Source organism: Candidatus Epulonipiscium viviparus, from assembly GCF_030708075.1.
Classification (GTDB): domain Bacteria; phylum Bacillota; class Clostridia; order Lachnospirales; family Cellulosilyticaceae; genus Epulonipiscioides; species Epulonipiscioides viviparus.
This window is the reverse complement of the sequence record NZ_CP117982.1, coordinates 546,402-563,262: the sequence shown is the minus strand read 5'-3', so window position 1 is coordinate 563,262 and position 16,861 is coordinate 546,402. Positions and strand designations below refer to the sequence as shown.

Annotated in this window: 16 protein-coding genes; 10 read left to right on the top strand and 6 right to left on the bottom strand. The window is 36.8% G+C overall.

Annotated features, from left to right (window positions below; all coding sequences use genetic code 11):
- Window positions 1–9 precede the first annotated feature (9 nt).
- Entirely contained in the window at window positions 10–1,290 is a 1,281-nt protein-coding gene (locus tag PCY70_RS01980) for a D-alanyl-D-alanine carboxypeptidase family protein (protein ID WP_010166888.1), read from the bottom strand.
- A 241-nt stretch (window positions 1,291–1,531) separates the two neighbouring features.
- Here PCY70_RS01980 and PCY70_RS01975 point away from each other — a divergent pair, with 241 nt between their 5' ends.
- The 7 genes from PCY70_RS01975 (at window position 1,532) to PCY70_RS01945 (ending at window position 8,755) form a co-directional block, all read left to right on the top strand.
- Window positions 1,532–2,182, top strand: coding sequence for a helix-hairpin-helix domain-containing protein (locus PCY70_RS01975; protein WP_010166886.1), 651 nt, complete (start codon window positions 1,532–1,534; stop codon window positions 2,180–2,182).
- A 9-nt stretch (window positions 2,183–2,191) separates the two neighbouring features.
- A complete protein-coding gene (locus PCY70_RS01970; protein ID WP_010166884.1) occupies window positions 2,192–2,875 on the top strand; it encodes a response regulator transcription factor in 684 nt (227 codons plus the stop codon).
- 70 nt (window positions 2,876–2,945) lie between these two features.
- The gene (locus PCY70_RS01965; protein ID WP_029487954.1) at window positions 2,946–4,307 is read left to right on the top strand and encodes a sensor histidine kinase; all 1,362 of its coding nucleotides are present in this window, start codon (window positions 2,946–2,948) and stop codon (window positions 4,305–4,307) included.
- Between the two features lie 15 nt (window positions 4,308–4,322).
- Window positions 4,323–5,240, top strand: a complete 918-nt coding sequence (locus PCY70_RS01960) for a GerMN domain-containing protein (RefSeq protein ID WP_305768242.1) — start codon at window positions 4,323–4,325, stop codon at window positions 5,238–5,240.
- The gene (locus tag PCY70_RS01955; RefSeq protein WP_305768241.1) at window positions 5,230–7,515 is read left to right on the top strand and encodes a DNA internalization-related competence protein ComEC/Rec2; all 2,286 of its coding nucleotides are present in this window, start codon (window positions 5,230–5,232) and stop codon (window positions 7,513–7,515) included. The genes PCY70_RS01960 and PCY70_RS01955 overlap by 11 nt, the downstream gene beginning before the upstream one ends.
- Window positions 7,516–7,524: 9 nt before the next feature.
- A complete protein-coding gene (gene holA / locus PCY70_RS01950) occupies window positions 7,525–8,496 on the top strand; it encodes a DNA polymerase III subunit delta (protein WP_305768240.1) in 972 nt (323 codons plus the stop codon).
- Window positions 8,497–8,521: 25 nt separating this feature from the next.
- Entirely contained in the window at window positions 8,522–8,755 is a 234-nt protein-coding gene (locus tag PCY70_RS01945; RefSeq protein WP_010166874.1) for a hypothetical protein, read from the top strand.
- Window positions 8,756–8,805: 50 nt separating this feature from the next.
- Here PCY70_RS01945 and PCY70_RS01940 read toward each other — a convergent pair whose 3' ends face one another.
- Both PCY70_RS01940 and PCY70_RS13745 read right to left on the bottom strand, forming a co-directional pair.
- Entirely contained in the window at window positions 8,806–9,189 is a 384-nt protein-coding gene (locus tag PCY70_RS01940) for a hypothetical protein (protein ID WP_010166873.1), read from the bottom strand.
- Window positions 9,190–9,204: 15 nt separating this feature from the next.
- Complete coding sequence (locus PCY70_RS13745; RefSeq protein WP_323132694.1) at window positions 9,205–11,058, bottom strand: four-carbon acid sugar kinase family protein; 1,854 nt, start codon at window positions 11,056–11,058, stop codon at window positions 9,205–9,207.
- Window positions 11,059–11,179: 121 nt separating this feature from the next.
- On the opposite strand from PCY70_RS13745, the gene PCY70_RS01925 reads away from it, so the two are divergent.
- Window positions 11,180–11,899, top strand: a complete 720-nt coding sequence (locus PCY70_RS01925; protein ID WP_305768239.1) for a polysaccharide deacetylase family protein — start codon at window positions 11,180–11,182, stop codon at window positions 11,897–11,899.
- Between the two features lie 49 nt (window positions 11,900–11,948).
- Here PCY70_RS01925 and PCY70_RS01920 read toward each other — a convergent pair whose 3' ends face one another.
- The gene (locus tag PCY70_RS01920; RefSeq protein WP_305768238.1) at window positions 11,949–12,752 is read right to left on the bottom strand and encodes an XAC2610-related protein; all 804 of its coding nucleotides are present in this window, start codon (window positions 12,750–12,752) and stop codon (window positions 11,949–11,951) included.
- 172 nt (window positions 12,753–12,924) lie between these two features.
- On the opposite strand from PCY70_RS01920, the gene PCY70_RS01915 reads away from it, so the two are divergent.
- A complete protein-coding gene (locus tag PCY70_RS01915; protein WP_305768237.1) occupies window positions 12,925–13,986 on the top strand; it encodes a PTS sugar transporter subunit IIC in 1,062 nt (353 codons plus the stop codon).
- Between the two features lie 26 nt (window positions 13,987–14,012).
- Here the strand turns inward: PCY70_RS01915 and PCY70_RS01910 are convergent, their stop codons facing one another.
- Together PCY70_RS01910 and PCY70_RS01905 are read right to left on the bottom strand one after the other, a co-directional pair.
- The gene (locus PCY70_RS01910) at window positions 14,013–14,567 is read right to left on the bottom strand and encodes an NADAR family protein (protein WP_305768236.1); all 555 of its coding nucleotides are present in this window, start codon (window positions 14,565–14,567) and stop codon (window positions 14,013–14,015) included.
- A 177-nt stretch (window positions 14,568–14,744) separates the two neighbouring features.
- The gene (locus tag PCY70_RS01905; RefSeq protein WP_305768235.1) at window positions 14,745–16,064 is read right to left on the bottom strand and encodes a hypothetical protein; all 1,320 of its coding nucleotides are present in this window, start codon (window positions 16,062–16,064) and stop codon (window positions 14,745–14,747) included.
- Window positions 16,065–16,336: 272 nt separating this feature from the next.
- Between PCY70_RS01905 and PCY70_RS01900 the strand changes: the two genes are divergently transcribed.
- Complete coding sequence (locus PCY70_RS01900) at window positions 16,337–16,801, top strand: C-GCAxxG-C-C family (seleno)protein (protein ID WP_305768234.1); 465 nt, start codon at window positions 16,337–16,339, stop codon at window positions 16,799–16,801.
- Window positions 16,802–16,861 lie beyond the last annotated feature (60 nt).

The window sequence follows — 16,861 nt, the reverse complement described above, 5'->3', positions numbered from 1 at the left end:
AAATTTTACTTATTTTCCATCAAAACGAAATTTTCTTTTTTTATGCTTAGTCATTATAAATAAAATGCTTATACCTACAACGGCAACTACAATAAAATCTACATTAAATATAGATGTACTCTTAGACTCATTTGGCTCACTATACAGGCTCGTTGCTGGTTTAAAATTAATTTTGGAAATAATAAGTTCACTAGATTCTAGTTTTTTTCCATTATGCATATAGGTGATTGTTCCAACAGTATCTCCTTCTTTAGCACCTAATCGCAAATTTTCTTCTAGATCCATTATTACTTCCAAGTCTTTTTTATATACATTTGAACGAACTACTATACTTATTTTATCCTTAGTAGAAATCTCACACGTTGCAACTTCAAACAATTTTCCACTTTGAATAGAATATAGCGGAGCTACTGTAATCACCTCATTGGGTGTATTCAAATTTAATGCTGTATAAGATTTAAATCCATAGTCCAATAGCGCATTGGTATCGTTATAATAGTTTTGAAGATGACCTTTCATTATCACCACTATTAGTTCAACTTCACCTCGTTTTCCCACGGTTACAAGCGTATTACCAGCTGGTGTTGTATAACCTGTTTTTCCCAAGATTACATCTTCACGATATCGCTGGCTATCTCTAATAGGATTCATAAGAGCATGACTTTGCGATAGATAAATCGTCTTATTTGACAAATTAGTCGACGGAATCTGATATGTTGGGGTATCCATAATTTCTCTTAAGTATTCATCATTATAAATCGCTTTTGTTATCAATGCCATATCGTAGGGAGTTGTATAATGTTTTGAATTATGCAGTCCATGAGGATTTGCAAAGTTTGTTGCTGTTGCGCCAAAGTCGTGCGCTGTTTTTGTCATTAGCTGCGCAAAATTTTCTGTCGTTCCAGAAACCGCTTCTCCTAATGCATTTGCAACGTCATTTGCCGAGTCTAATAATAAAGCATGTAATGCCTGATCAACTAACAATTTTTCTCCTTCACGCATTCCTATTCGACTACTATCCGAATCTATACTCGTTACTGCGTGATTCGAAAACGTTATATAGTCATTAGGATTTAGATGTTGGATTGCCAAGTAAGCTGTCATCAATTTTGTTATACTTGCTGGATAGTATCTGTTATACGCATTTTTCTCATAAAGAATGGTTCCTGTTTTGGCATCCATTAGAATTGCCGCTTCTGCATTTATCTTTGGAACTTCTTGTGCAATACAAATTTTGGGGAATATTAGTAAAAATACACATAACATTATTTTTATAAGTTGTTTATTCATCAATTTGATCTCCTTTTCTCTTTAGAATGATGTGAGCCATAGTTAGTATAACATAAAATATCACCGTGCAATATACGCGTCCAAAAATTTATTTAAACATTTTTAAAAAAAAGTGAAAAAATACTTTACAAAATGTACCTTTTTGTACTATCCTAATATAATTAAAAAATAATTTGAAATATTTTGCTAGAGCCTGACTATTTTTCAAAAAAAATGTTAACACTTTAATACGAGGTGATTTATGAAAGAAAAATACAAAGGAATAGCTTTATTTGCGGGTCTTGCGGGTTGTATCTCTGGTTTCGCATTATATAATAATAACGATGATCAGATCATTATGCCCTCGCAACATGAAACCGCGATTTCTATGCTACATGAGATTGATCAAATGAAAACTATCGATACTAATCAGACTCATGCTACAAATATTTCAACCACACCACCAGCGCCATCAATAATACCTATTCATATCGATGGAGAAGTAATTAATCCTGGTGTTTATAATATCGCTGAAGGTGAGCTAATCAATGACCTTGTTGTCATGGCTGGTGGTTTAACCAATGATGCCGATCTAGCAACTATCAATCTTGCTGCGACGGTTACTACAAACTCTAAGGTATATATTCCAGCGTTTGATGATGAAGTACCTGTTATGACTCAGGCTACCATTTCTTCTATTGCTTCTCAATCAGACGATGGCTTAATACACATAAATACTGCAACGCTAGCTGAGCTCGATTCGCTCCCTGGAATTGGTCCTGTTAAAGCAACTTCTATTCTCAGCTATATAGAACAAAACGGAGAATTTACAGATATCAACGAGATTTTAGATGTGTCAGGGATCGGAGATGCCACTCTCGATAATATCAAAGATTTAATAACAATTAATTAGGAGGAAATTATGAAAATCAAGGCTTTAGTAGTAGATGATGAGAAACTAATTGTGAAAGGAATTGTCTTTAGTTTATCACAAGAGGGTTGGGATGTTGATAGCGCCTATGACGGTGCCGAAGCTATAAATGCAATCAAAAGCGAAAACTATGATGTTGTCATTTTAGATGTCATGTTACCTGAATATACTGGGCTCGAAGTATGCCAAATCGTTAGAGAGTTTTCTAATGTTCCAATTATTATGCTCACTGCAAAAGGCGATGATATGGATAAAATTATGGGCCTTGAATATGGTGCAGATGATTATATTACCAAGCCTTTTAACGTTTTAGAACTCAAGGCTCGAATTAAAGCAGTTTTACGACGTTCCATTCAAGAAAAAGAAACAGAGAAAAAGACACTAGAAATCGGCGACTTAAGACTCGAATGCAATAGCAAAAGAGTATTTCTAAATAACAACGAAATTAATTTAACCTCAAAAGAATTTGATATGCTAGAACTTTTTGCGACTCACCGCGGCAAAGTCTACAATAGAGAGCAACTGCTTGACTCCATTTGGGGCAAGGGATATCCTGGCGATGTTCGTACAGTTGATGTTCATGTTCGACGTCTTCGCGAAAAAGTAGAGCCAAATCCAGGCCAACCAGAATATATCTATACAAAGTGGGGTGTTGGATATTACTTCAAAGATTAAGTATCCCTGGTTCTATAGTTTAAGGTGGCAGCTGCTATCCTTTTTTGTAGTTGTAAGCGGAGCACCCCTTATGCTGTTTTCTCTGCTTGCACACAATAGAATCGAAACCTATTTTCTAAGCAATAGTCAAAAGGAATGGATACGTGAAGCAAATCTGGTTGCTAGTCAAATTGTTGAAAATAGCACCTACCTTCAAAAAGGAGAAGACTATTCTAACTTTATGTCGCAGATTTCACAAATAGGCAATGAGCTTAGTACTTCTGTTAGAGTTGTTGTTATTGATAAAAATGGATATTTAGTAGCTGATTCCAGTAGAATTGATATAAATTCAATGCTTATATCCAACCAGGTATTAAACGCTTTAAATAAAAGAGATAGTGCCGAAAGAATTCTTAAAGATGGCAAATATATCATGAGTACCGCTGTCGCTATTAGAGATTTAGAAAACACAAACAACATATTAGGTGTAGTCTTGCTTTCGGTCAATATCGATGATGTATATCTATTATTGGAAGAAGTTTCCACTCAAATATATGTATTATCTCTATTTACCAGCGTTTTGACCGGGTTACTTAGCTTTTTTGTATCGGCATTTTTTACTAGACCCATCAAAGAGCTTATGTCTTCTGTCGAAGAAGTTACAAATGGGCGCATGGACGAAAAAATTATTATTAAGGGTCGTTCTGAAATGGCCGAATTAGCAAAGGCATTCAATTTAATGACAGCTAAGCTTCAACGCGTAGATGAAACTCGCCAAGATTTTGTCTCCAATGTTTCACACGAATTAAAAACTCCTCTTGCATCTATAAAAGTACTAAGTGATTCTCTTATAAATGACAAGAATACTCCAATAGAAATGTATCAAGAGTTTTTTCTCGACATAAATCACGAAGTAGATAGATTAAATACTATCATCAATGATTTGTTGTCTCTTGTAAAATTAGATAGCAATAAACTACACCTAAATTTGGAAGAAACAAATTTAAACCAACTAACCAATGCCATATTAAAACGCTTGGCTCCACTTGCAACTCAAAAAGCAATTTCTCTTGTATATGAAAGCGAGCGCGATATCAAAATTGAGGTTGATCCTCTCAAACTTACACTTGCTATATCTAATTTAATCGAAAATGGCATCAAATATACTCCAGAACATGGAGAAGTTAGTGTTATCATTAAAGAAGACTCTAATAACGCATATATAATTGTACAAGATACAGGCATTGGTATCGCCAATGATGAGCTACCTAAAATATTTGAACGATTCTACAGAACTGACAAAACACGTAATCGCGAAACCGGAGGCACCGGACTTGGCCTTTCTATCACTTACAGAACTGTTATTATGCATAAAGGATCTATCAATGTTACAAGCGAAGAAGGGAAAGGTTCTAAATTTATTGTGCAACTCCCTCTAATGCAATCTAAGTAGAAAAGGGAGACAATTATGAAAAAATATTTTTTGCTTTTATGTTTGTCAATTATATTTGCTATACTTTCTGGATGTTCATTAGTTAAAACTCACGAATTCAATCCAAATCAGTATCATTTATATCACTTTGATTCTGCTAAAAACAAATTAGCGACAACTAACATAATTCTCAGTGATCAGTTTAATCGCGATGAAATTGTTTATTCGATCACAGAAGCCTTATACCGCAAAATTGATCGCACTTATCAGTCCAACATTTCATCAATACCGACTATAATTACTATTAATAATGGTATTGCACAGCTTGATTTTGCAGAATCATTTAACAGTTTGAGTACCCAAAATCAGATGCTCGCCAGAGTTGCACTTATATATACACTCACCGATTTAAACTTTATTTCTGGGCTCACTATGACTATTGCAGACAAACCGATCACCACCGCTAACGGTGTCCCTATAGGTGTTATGAATAGATCCAATATTATTTTAAACACTATGGACCCAAATCCACCAACCAATTATCAAACTTTAAAATTATACTTTCTCGATGAAGATAAAGAAAAGCTAGTTCTCGAAAGACGAGGGGTAGAAGTCAATAAAGATGTTCCAATAGAAAAGTATATTCTCGAAGAATTGATCAAAGGTCCTACAGCAAACAATTTGCTACCCACTCTGCCTTCTAATACAATTATAAATTATATCGTTACCAAAGACGGAGTATGTCAGGTAGATTTATCTAGCAATCACTTCAAAGAAATTATTGCTCAAGATGGTGAACAAATGATGGTTGATTCTATTGTAAATTCATTAACAGAAGTTTATTATATCGAAAAAGTCGGATTGCTAATAGATGGCAAGCGCGCGGTTGACGCTTTGGGGCGCATCGATTTAAATTTATTATTTGGAAGGAATGAAAGTGTAATTGCTAACTAAAGAGAGAGTATTAGCTCGTAGCTTGCTATATATCATAGCAGGAATACTATTCGGGATGGTATACACAGATGTATATATCCCTTTTTTTATTTGCCTATTATTTTGTGGCGGATATTATTTTATTACCAAAAATATCAGCGTTTTTGTATACGGAATTATATTTACAATTGCATTTATGTTTACATTCAATCATCCGTTGTCCAAAATGCAACTATTTTGGCAAAATTATCCATCAGCAACCGTACAAGGTACCATTACAGAAGTGCGCCAGACTTCTTACTCAACTGTTTTAACTATCGATTCTGTAATTTTGGTATCAGAAAACGGCTCTACTGAATTTGTAAATGGAAAACTCGATCTTACGTTACCTGATCCTCTGGCGGCTACTGAATTTTCTAAATACGATATCATTTATTGCAAGATCACTATAGATCCCCCCGCTACTACTTTCAATCCAGCAGACTTTGTGTACTCCCAATATCTCAAAAGCGAGGGCATTGTTGCAACAGCCGAACTTGACAATATCATCAATTATCAGAAACAGACTCCTTTTATCGAAAAAGTTCAAACCGCTTGCGACGATCATATTGCTACCATTTTTGCAGATGATACAACTGGCATAATTAAGGCTCTCATTTTGGGAGATAAATCTTCGCTAGATGACTCCATTTATGCCGATTTTCAAAACTTAGGAATTTCTCATATTCTTGTAATTTCCGGTTTTCACTTGGGAGCTATATATCTAATAGCCAAAACGATCGCTTCTTATATTTGCCCCAACTATTACGCGCGACTTGTTGCTGCCTTGCTCTTTATCTGGAGTTATTGCTTAATAGCAAATTTTACCGTTTCTATTACGCGAGCTGCAACACTAATTACCGTCACTATCATTGCGTTTATGATCCGCGAAGAAAGCGATTTTTTTACCAGCCTGGCTTTGGCTGCCATAATAATTTTGATTGACAATCCATTTGCGCTTACTTCCGCCAGCTTTCTTCTATCCTTTGCCACAGTTACGGTAATCGGAGTATATAATATCGTATCCGAGCACTACCTAGATCAAAATGATTTGTACACATTAAAGTATAAATCGCTGATATTCAGTGCCTCAATTACACTTGGTATTGCTCCAATTATTATATATTTATTCTACCAAACATCGCTTGCCGGAATTATATTAAACTTAGCGCTTATTCCAGTATTTAGCATTATCATTTACGCTACGCTATTTACTCTTGCAGTCGGCATGGTAAGCATCGATATTGCCCAGTATCTGGCAAACTTCATAATTTTTACTCTTGAGTCGATATCTGCATTGCTTGAGTTTGTGTCAGAATATTTTGCTTTTGCGATGGTCACTCTTGGCAAAATTCCAGTTTATGCGGTGGTCATATGCTATGCCGTGATCGGAACTGCCGTTGTTGCCTATATTTATCAAAAGGACAAAATACTAAAAATATCAATTGCATTTGGAGTATGTACTGCTACCATTGCCTTCGGATGCGGGTTTATTCCTTCTACCAATTTTGAGCTAACGCAACTATACGTTGGTCAGGGAGATTGTACAATCATTCAAACTTCCAAAGACAAAATCATATTGGTCGATGCCGGCCCTCCCTCTGCAAAAACCAAAGTTATGAATCACATCAAGTATCTTGGCAACAATAACGTAGAATTGGCAATCGTAACGCACTCCGATAGCGACCATATTGGCGGAGTTATCGAACTTTTCAAAGCCGGAATGGATATAGATATTCTTATGTTACCTTATACAGAGACAGCAGATGCTCTCACAACCGAAGCACTTACATTGGCAGCCGACAACGACACCACTGTCATCTATGCTTCCTCAGATTCTGCATTCACAATCGACAACATTGCCTTTAACATAATATCGCCTCACAAAACCGTATCTTATGAAAATCTTAACGAAGCATCGATGGTTTTTACTATACAATACAAAGACTTTACCATGCTTTTTACCGGAGATATTGGACACCCTACCGAAATGCTATTGCTAGACAAACTTACTGATGTTGATGTACTTAAAGTTGGTCATCATGGCTCCAAAAATTCTAGTTCTGCAGCATTTATTGCACAATGCAGCCCTGAAATTGCATTCATAAGTAGTGGAAAAAATAACCTGTATCAACATCCTCATTCTGATACACTTGATACTCTCGATGCCGCCAATGTAACAGTTTTTAGAACCGATTTACAAGGTGCGATCACCATCGATTCAGATTTCAACATCACAACACATCTAGCAAATTAAGGAGACACAATGAACGAATGTTATTTAATTTATGGCAATGAAGAATATCTAAAAACTCAACAAATTCAAAAACTCAAGGCTGCCACAGTTTCTGATAATGATGTTATGAACTTCGTAACATTTGCAGGACCAACTTGCAATGTCGAAACTATTATAGACGAAGGGGAAACTCTGCCGTTTTTCAATGCCAAAAAATTTATTTTAATTAAAGAGAGCGGGTTATTTGCACCTGGTCGAAAAGATGCCTCAGATAGACTTTCCGACTGGCTCAAAATTTTTCCCGATTATATATGTATGGTCTTTTCAGAAACTCAGGTCGACAAACGCAACAAACTATACAAAACACTTATTACTGTCGGCTCTGCACAAGAATTTGACTTTGCAACCGAAGCTCAAATGTTCAGCATTATTAATAAAGAGTTTCATAATCCTCCAATAGAAAAAAATGTATTTTCGTACTTTATATCCAGAATGCCCAAAAATGTAGGCTACACTCTTTTGGAATTTGAAAAACTTCTAGCATATTGCTGTCATTCTCCTATTACGATCGCCGCCATTGACAAAATATGTACCATAACTCTCGAACAAAAAATATTCGATTTGTTTACGAAGATCGCCCAACAAGATTCTACTTCTGCAATAACGCTATATCACCACCTTGTTGCGCAAAAGGAATCCCCCATCGCGATGCTTGCTTTGATTGCAACTAATTATAGAAATATATTCCAAATAAAAGATTTAGCACGGCTTAAACATACTCCTTACCAAATTTCTCACCAACTCGGGCTTCCGATCTACGTGGTAAACGAGATGCTTGCTGTCAGCAAAGTCTATAGATACCAAGAGATTAAGGATGCTCTCAAGGCTTGCCTTACTGTTGATCGCAACGTTAAAACTGGCCTAGATGAACAGATTAGAGGGGTAGAGTTGCTAATTATCGCCCTATGTATTAAAAAACCTCTTGCTGCACAAACTATTTAAAATACTATTTTAGGAGGGAATTTGCATGGGAAAAGTTGATGATTTGAAACACCTATACGAAGAGGGCTATCGTTGCATTTACAAAGAGAAAAACGATGGGCTAACTTTACATTTAAAAGATTTTCAAAATGAAAAAATTGATACTATTTCATCTCACGAAAACACCGAAATGAATGAAATGGAATCATTTCTTAATAGCGTAGAGTTTGAACAAAATACAAAAGGATACGATATTATCTGTACTGACTCTGCTGAATAAACTCCTGCAACTGCGGCCATCATAACTGCAGTTGCAATCACGCACATCCCCTACTCCAAATTATCTATTTTAGGAATATGCAAATACTTTCTAACCACAAATAATATCGCTACTGCCATAATAATAAACAGATTTTCCATTGGCGATGGGTGATCTACTACCAACTGCCTTGCCAATGCCAGCAACAATATGTCAACCACCGAATCCACCGTATGGCTGGTTATTACTTTAATAACTTCTATTCCTATCACAATATAGCAAACATTATTTATCCATTCTATAATGTAATCCGGACACGAAAACAATTCATTTATACTTGTACTAATTATCATCCCCGTTCCACTTATCACGCATGCCACCAACACTGCCGCCCCCAGAAGCAATTCTGCCACCGCAATTACATCAAACACTTTGTGATAAATTTTATTCCTCATATTTTATTCCCCCCACTAAATACGTGATATATTTTTATCTCTCAATTCCCATGCTATTCTCGCACTCTCTTCTATTTCTTCTATTTTATAAAATGCATCCATCATATTTTCTCCTGCAACCAAAACTCCATGATTGCTTAGCAAAAATCCATCGCTCGCTGCAACATGAGCTTCTATTAAGCTAAATAGCTCTGCACTTCCTGGTACTGCATATGGCACGATTCCAACTGTTCCCACTTTCATTTTCAAATATGGCGTATAGCTCGGAATACAATCTACCTTATTTTCATGGTTTAAACATGACCACAACGTCGCATACAAACTATGTGTATGAATCACCGCCGCGACATCTTTATGCTTATACAAAATTTGATGCATCGGAAATTCCTTACTAGGTTCCAGCATCGAGCGCACCACTCCTTCCATAGTCACTTCTGCAAAGCTTTTTCTTGTCAACTTTCCAAAACAAGCATCACTTCCAGTAATGTAGATCGTATCTTCGTATTTAAAACTAAGATTTGCCGCAGACCCCACCACCTTGCCTCGATCAAACAAACTCTTAGCAATCCATATTACTTCATCGAATATATCGTCTAATTTAATATTTTTTTCCACACTTTTTCGAAAGTTTTCTACATATTCTTGCAAATGCTTACACGAAGCTTTCACTTGTTCTACATCAGTAGCGGTTAGCATCTTTTCAAAAAAGTTCTCGGCTCCAAAATTTTCTGACTTCAAAATCAATCGCAACTCCTTATTGCCCATCGGAATCATTACCGGAACTCCTGGATCCACATTTTCTGCAATAATAAATCCCTTACTCTCTACTACCTGCATTACTGCTCCAGATATCTTGTCCCCCGTTACAATGATTCTGGTATATCCTGCTTCCACAACTTTTTTTGCAATAGTTGCCATCGTCGATTCTATCAGCTCATCTTCTGCTCCATTTTCTTCAGGATCTTGAGAGCTATAAATTATAGTTTCATTTTCTACTTGCTTCAAAATAGCTTCCACAGTTTGATTTCCGGTCGTCAAATCTTCTGGATTTATAAAGATACTTCTACCACCACTATTCTTGTAGTAGTCAATTTGTGCCTTTGTTATCTTTGCGCAACTTCCTGCCAAAATCAATGCTTTCCCTTCGGTCTCAGAATGGTATGAATGATATTTCGTTGTATGCCCCGCATCCTTCATGTGTTTCTTAGCAAGCTCAAATAAAATTCCCGATCCGCCAGATAACAACGGCAAGTCTCCAAATACCTTCACAAACTCTATCGTATCTTCTTCTTTTTCGTGATCTGGAATTATATAAAATGGACCAGTATTTTCTGCAAATGTTTTGATGCTCTCAATGCCTTTTACCATCTCTTCTGCGGACATCTTCCAACACGGATACTTGCTTTGCGGCTGCAACAACTTCGCTATATCTGCCGACCATATCAAATTCTCATTAAGCGTCTCTTCATTTACATATAATATCCCATTTTTTACGATTTTTCCATTTCCTGGCAATCCTGGACATAATACTGTATATTCACAACCGAGCTTGTCGACCATTGCGTCCAAAATCGAGCCAATATTTCCCTCGGGAATTGAATCAAATGTTAAACAATATTTTATATATAATTGCTTGATTCCCTGCTTCTTCAGCCATTTCGCTGCTTTCAAACTCTTCTCCACTACATCTTCTTTAGCCAGACTCCTAGTATTTAGTGCAATAACTATTGCATCACATTTTTCTAAGTTTTTCTTGTCAGCTGGAAGCCCATTATACAAAACCGTATGCATTCCTCCTGCAGTTAAAAATGATGCCGCATCACTAGCACCAGCGAAGTCAGTTGCTATACATCCTAAAATTGGTTTCATTGTCATCTCTCCTAATCTCAATATTTTTACTCCATTAGTAGTATCCAAACACAAAGCAAATTATATGTATAAAAATCACCAAACTACTAAAAATATATTAAAACAGACTGGAGATTACACATTGCAAACTTTAATTCGATTTTTTAGCGCATTGATCGCTACAATTTTAAGCATTACATCCTTGGCAGCTGCAGAGAAAATTCTGCCCATCTATTCTGTCGATACAGATCTTCCACAAGTTTCTCTCACCTTCGATGTTGCTTGGGGAGCAGACGATTTCGATCAGATACTAGCAATCCTCGATGATAACAACGTCAAAGCAACATTTTTTATCGTAGGTGATTGGGTCGAAAAATTTCCCGATCAGGTAAAATCCTTGCACCAAAAGGGGCACGACATTGCCAATCATTCTGATGCTCACCCACATGTCACCAAGATGACCAAGAGTGCCATTACGTCAGATATTCTTGCTGCACACAAAAAAGTGAAAGATTTACTATGCGTAGATATGGATTTATACCGAGCTCCTTATGGCGAATATAATAACGATGTCATCATGGCAGCCACCGAAGCTGGGTATTATACCATTCAGTGGGATGTCGACTCTCTCGACTGGAAAAATTATGGAGAAAATCAGCTTATAGACAAAGTTCTGCAGCACCCAAACCTTCAAAATGGGTCCATCATACTTCTACACACTGGTACAGAATACACAAAGGATGCTTTAGATGCTATAATTAAAGGACTTGTCCAGCTTAACTATGAGCTAGTGCCCGTTTCCAAACTTCTCATTCGCGATGCATACTATTGCGATCACACCGGCAGGCAACATGCAAAATAATATACACTACTAGATTAGATGCGAGAGGAGAGTTGCTCGCATCAAAATGTTATCCCACTGCTAATATTACGTATTTTTTAAACTCTGCCCAAATGGGCGATAACTCTTCTTCGGCATATATATAGTTTTGCATTTCGTATACTTCATATCCCCGCTCACCATTAGCTACAATTCCTGTCAGTATCTCCAAGAATTTTACATCCTTCACTCCGTCATGTTCATACAGCTCTCCCTTCAACGTTACAACATGCGAGAGCTTGCCGTTTATTACACTATATAACTCATACGTTGGGACTAGTTTATCGCTATAACTCGTGCTAAGTATCATCGGGCTATTTGTACTTGCAACGAGATAACCCAGCTCGTCAAATTGCGTGCAATGCGAAAACTTTCCTTTGTCCGCATCAAAAGACCAATACTGGTACCGGCTTCCACTTTCATTAAGAGGAGCCACTTCTAGTATAACATCCGCATACCCATCAAAGTTTACATCAAAAAAGCGTACAACATCTATCACACCCATCACTGCTCCGCTCAACCATTCTGTATCACACGCTACATCATATTCTAGAGTTTGCAGTAACCCCTTTCCCGCAAAAATATCTGCTGTTATTGTATAAGTATTTTCGCCACTTTTTTGAATTTCTGTTACTTGATAATCTAGATTCGATACATTTTCAATATCTGATATGCGCTCAGTATTTGCCAATACAGTAGGGTCATAAACTACCTCGGCAACTTGAGCCGGGTCGTAAATTACCTCTACCTTTTGATCTGGATCATAATTAATTGCAGACACTATTGATCCTTCCGTCGCTATTACCGCTGCGATAAATAAAGTCCATAATTTCATTGCCTACTCCTTTCAAACAATCTTAATTTTGCAATGGCACAACTGCTATTATAATACAATCTCAGTGCTAAATGCTATAAAAAATGCCAAATTTTGCTTATACTTTTATATCTTGACATATATATAGGCTTTTGATATACTACTTTTTATCACATTATATTGGAGGAAGATCATGAAAGAATTTTTGCAACGCAAAGATATACAAATTTCTGTAAAACGCTATGGCATTGACGCTCTCGCAGCTATGGCACAAGGGCTCTTTTGCTCTCTTCTTATTGGCACTATAATCAAAACTCTCGGACAACAAATATCTCTCGACTCCTTAATTACTATCGGTTCCTTTGCCACACAAATGGCCGGCCCCGCAATGGCTATAGCAATAGGCTACGCATTACACTGCCCTCCGCTAGTCTTATTTTCTCTCGCCACTGTTGGAGCTGCCGCAAACACACAAGGCGGTGCCGGCGGTCCTCTTGCTGTATTATTTATTGCGATCATCGCCGCCGAATGTGGAAAACTTGTGTCCAAAGAAACTAAAATCGATATCCTCGTTACCCCCACTGTTACTATTTGCGTCGGAACATTTTTAGCTCTCACCATAGCACCATACATATCCAGCGCCGCAATGCTAGTTGGTAACTTTATTCAGTGGGCAACAGATCTCGCTCCATTTTTTATGGGAGTGATCATCTCTGTTGTTGTCGGAATTACTTTAACGCTTCCAATCTCTTCAGCTGCCATCTGCGCCGCCTTTGCAATAACTGGGCTGGCCGGAGGAGCCGCACTCGCTGGTTGCTGTGCGCATATGATTGGTTTCGCATTCATGAGTTTTAAGGACAACGGGATTTCAGGAATTGTATCGCAAGGTATCGGAACCTCGATGCTTCAAATGCCAAATCTCATTAAGAAACCTATATTGTGGCTCCCTGCTATTATCACTTCTGCAATTACAGGGCCTATTTCCACAGTCATTTTCAAGCTCGAGATGAATGGTGAGGCAGTTTCGAGCGGCATGGGCACTTGCGGATTTGTGGGACAAATCGGAATGATTACCGGCTGGGTATCTCCAAGCGAAGCCGCTATTCTCAACGGCGCCGTCGCCACCGCACCAACCGCTACCATGTGGATTGGCCTAGCTTTGGTATGCTTTGTTTTACCTGCAATGATATGCCCTGCTATCGCTATGATTTTGCGCAACAAAGGCTATATATCAGATGGTGATCTCAAAATTTAGTTATAAAAAAAGAGGAGCAAGCCTCCTCATTTTGTTTCTTCCCTAATCCAATCTCGAACAGTCATCAAAGCAAATCCTAGCAAATTTTTTCCCTGCCATGCATTTATGTCTTCCAATCTTGAGTCGTTTTTATTTAATCCCACCCCCAATACTTTATCATATGGACTTATTTCTACTAACACTTTATTTTCTGTCGATAATAAAAATTCTTTGATACTTTCATTGCATAAAAATTTCGCCAAATTTCCTTTTAAAAGTATTTCTTCACGCCTTTCATTCCATATCTCCTCATCAAACATTGTCACTTTTTTACCCAGCTTTCTAATCTTTTTCTGATCATTGCAATTGCGAATCTCCGACCAAGTCAGTACATCATTAAACATCAGAGCCTTTTGCTCCATCATAAATTGTTCCATACACCAATATTTTTCATTTTCATATATAAAATCTGATGCCCACCACTGATTTAGGCAACTAGAAGTTAGTTTTCCACTATTTCTTGTTTTATGCCCCCAAAACGCAAAATATTCAACATTTTTTTCCTGAATTAACCAATTAATATCATACTTATTTTGCAGCATAATCTATCACTCCTTTTATATTATGATTATGTTTGTATTCCTCTTTGTATGTATATTGAACATAATTTGCGATCAAGTATTTTGAAAATGCAATGATTTATATTACTTCTTTCATATACAAAACAGCTATATACAAAAAAGCCCCCATTTATTTCTCGGAGGCTTCTACTTTTTTAATTAAATCGATAAATTATTGTTATTATTCATCATAGCATTTACATCATTTTGTTTCCAACCCATCATCTCTACTATTTGCTCTAATGAATATCCCAGATTTGTAAATATGCCTAATGTTTTTTTACGCTCTGCTTGCTTTTCTTGCTTTTCTTGTTCTGCCTTTTCTATCGCTGCTTGCTTTTCTCTCTCCGCTGCTTGCTTTTCTCTCTCAATTGCTTTCTTTTCTTTTTCTACCTCATTCAAATATTCATTAATAATCTCTTTTTGAAATCCCATATCAAATATTTTTGCTTTACTTGGCATAATTAAGCCCTCCTTTTTTAACTTCGCTACCAACTTTTTATTCATTCTACCAAAACTTTGCACCAATTTCAATATAGATTCTTCCATTTGTTCCTTATCTACTAAGTCTGTCAGCTTATCTTTTACTACACAGGCTTCTCTAACATATTCCACTATTTCTTCTATCAACCTATCCTTCTTCTCTTGCGATTTCGTTCCACCGTATTGCGATCTCCTATTTGCTATTATCAACAGCATTAGCCCGTACAGCTTCTTATCTCGCATTTCATAAAAGTCCAAATCGCCTACCTTCAATATCCTTATTTCTTTCCACTCTTTATTATCCGCTTCTCTATATTTATAACTGTCAATTTTTGGATGCTTATTAATATATATTAGTAATTGCTCAATTTTGGGAAATATTACTATCTGCCCCGCTCCCTCTTCTTCCAATATTGTTTGAGAACGCTGTATTAAATTCTTATAATTCAACATCCTTTTTAGCATTGAATTTTCTGCTGCACCTATATCTACTAATCTATCAGTTCCTTTTTTAAACCATTCTTTATATCCACTTTCGCTTTCTATATGGTAGATTGTATGCCCTTCTTCTGCCGATAACACGATATCCATCCGCTTTTCTTCCATCTCTGTTAACGCTGTTGTTACCTGCACGCTGCCCTCCGGCAGATTATACACATACTCTATCGTCTTACTTATCGTTCCTTCACTATATGAAAATACCGACTTCGATATGCTATCATATATAAAATGCGTATAATTTGACTGTACTTTTGCAGTCGCCAAACTTTTTAAAAGAGCCAACTGCTCCATTGCTTCTTTGTCGACAATTGCCTTTTTTATTGATACTATCTCATTTGGTTGTATTGCTTTCATTTCATTTAACGCAGCTAACGCAGCTATTACTATACTTTCGTCTATTTCAGTCTTTGTCTCCCTTACTGCGTCTGTCGATAGCATCTTATCAATTTCTTCCTCTTCTGTAACCGCAACTTTCTCATCGGTATTTTTTTTCATCTCTTCTCACTCCTTTTTCTATGATATTTTTATTTTGCCCAACTTAATATATTTTTATTATTTTTTGTGCATAGATTCTTCTTTTTCTGGATATACTTTATATTGTAAAGATGGTATTAGCAACTGCAATTTCTTTTGCTTCCAACTCATTTATTGCAGCTATTGCTACCATTTTAACTTTTTTACATTTTACTGCAACAGCCTTGTTCTCACTCCGCTGTTGCAGTTTTTTTTGCCCCCATATCATTTATTTCAGAAAGAAGGTATCTATTATGACTGACAAAGTTATTAACTTATCAGAAGTACGACACTTAGCCGAAGATTATTACCGCAGAGGAGATTTTTATTGCTCTGAAGCTGTTGTTAAAACTATTAAAGATGTTTTTGATCTCGATATCTCTGATGATGCTATTGCCATGGCTTCTGGATTTCCTGTAGGCATCGGCGGCTCTGGTTGCACTTGCGGCGCTATAAACGGAGGCGTCATGTGCATCGGGATGGTTTTTGGTAGACGCGAAGCAAAGGACGACAAAGTTCAAACTGCTATGAAATTATCTGGCGAATTACATGACAACTTTAAACACAACAACAAGCATCTATGTTGCCGAATCCTTACTCGTGGCATGATCAAGGGAAGCAAAAAACATATGGATCAATGCATCCGCTTAACTGGCGACGTTGCCTATGACTGCGCCAAAATTATTTGCCGAGAACTTAACCTCCAAATCGAAGATTAGCCCTTCTACCGCAGCAAATTGGTCTTTTGGAAAATTTTAACATTATCTATCTATTTTCTC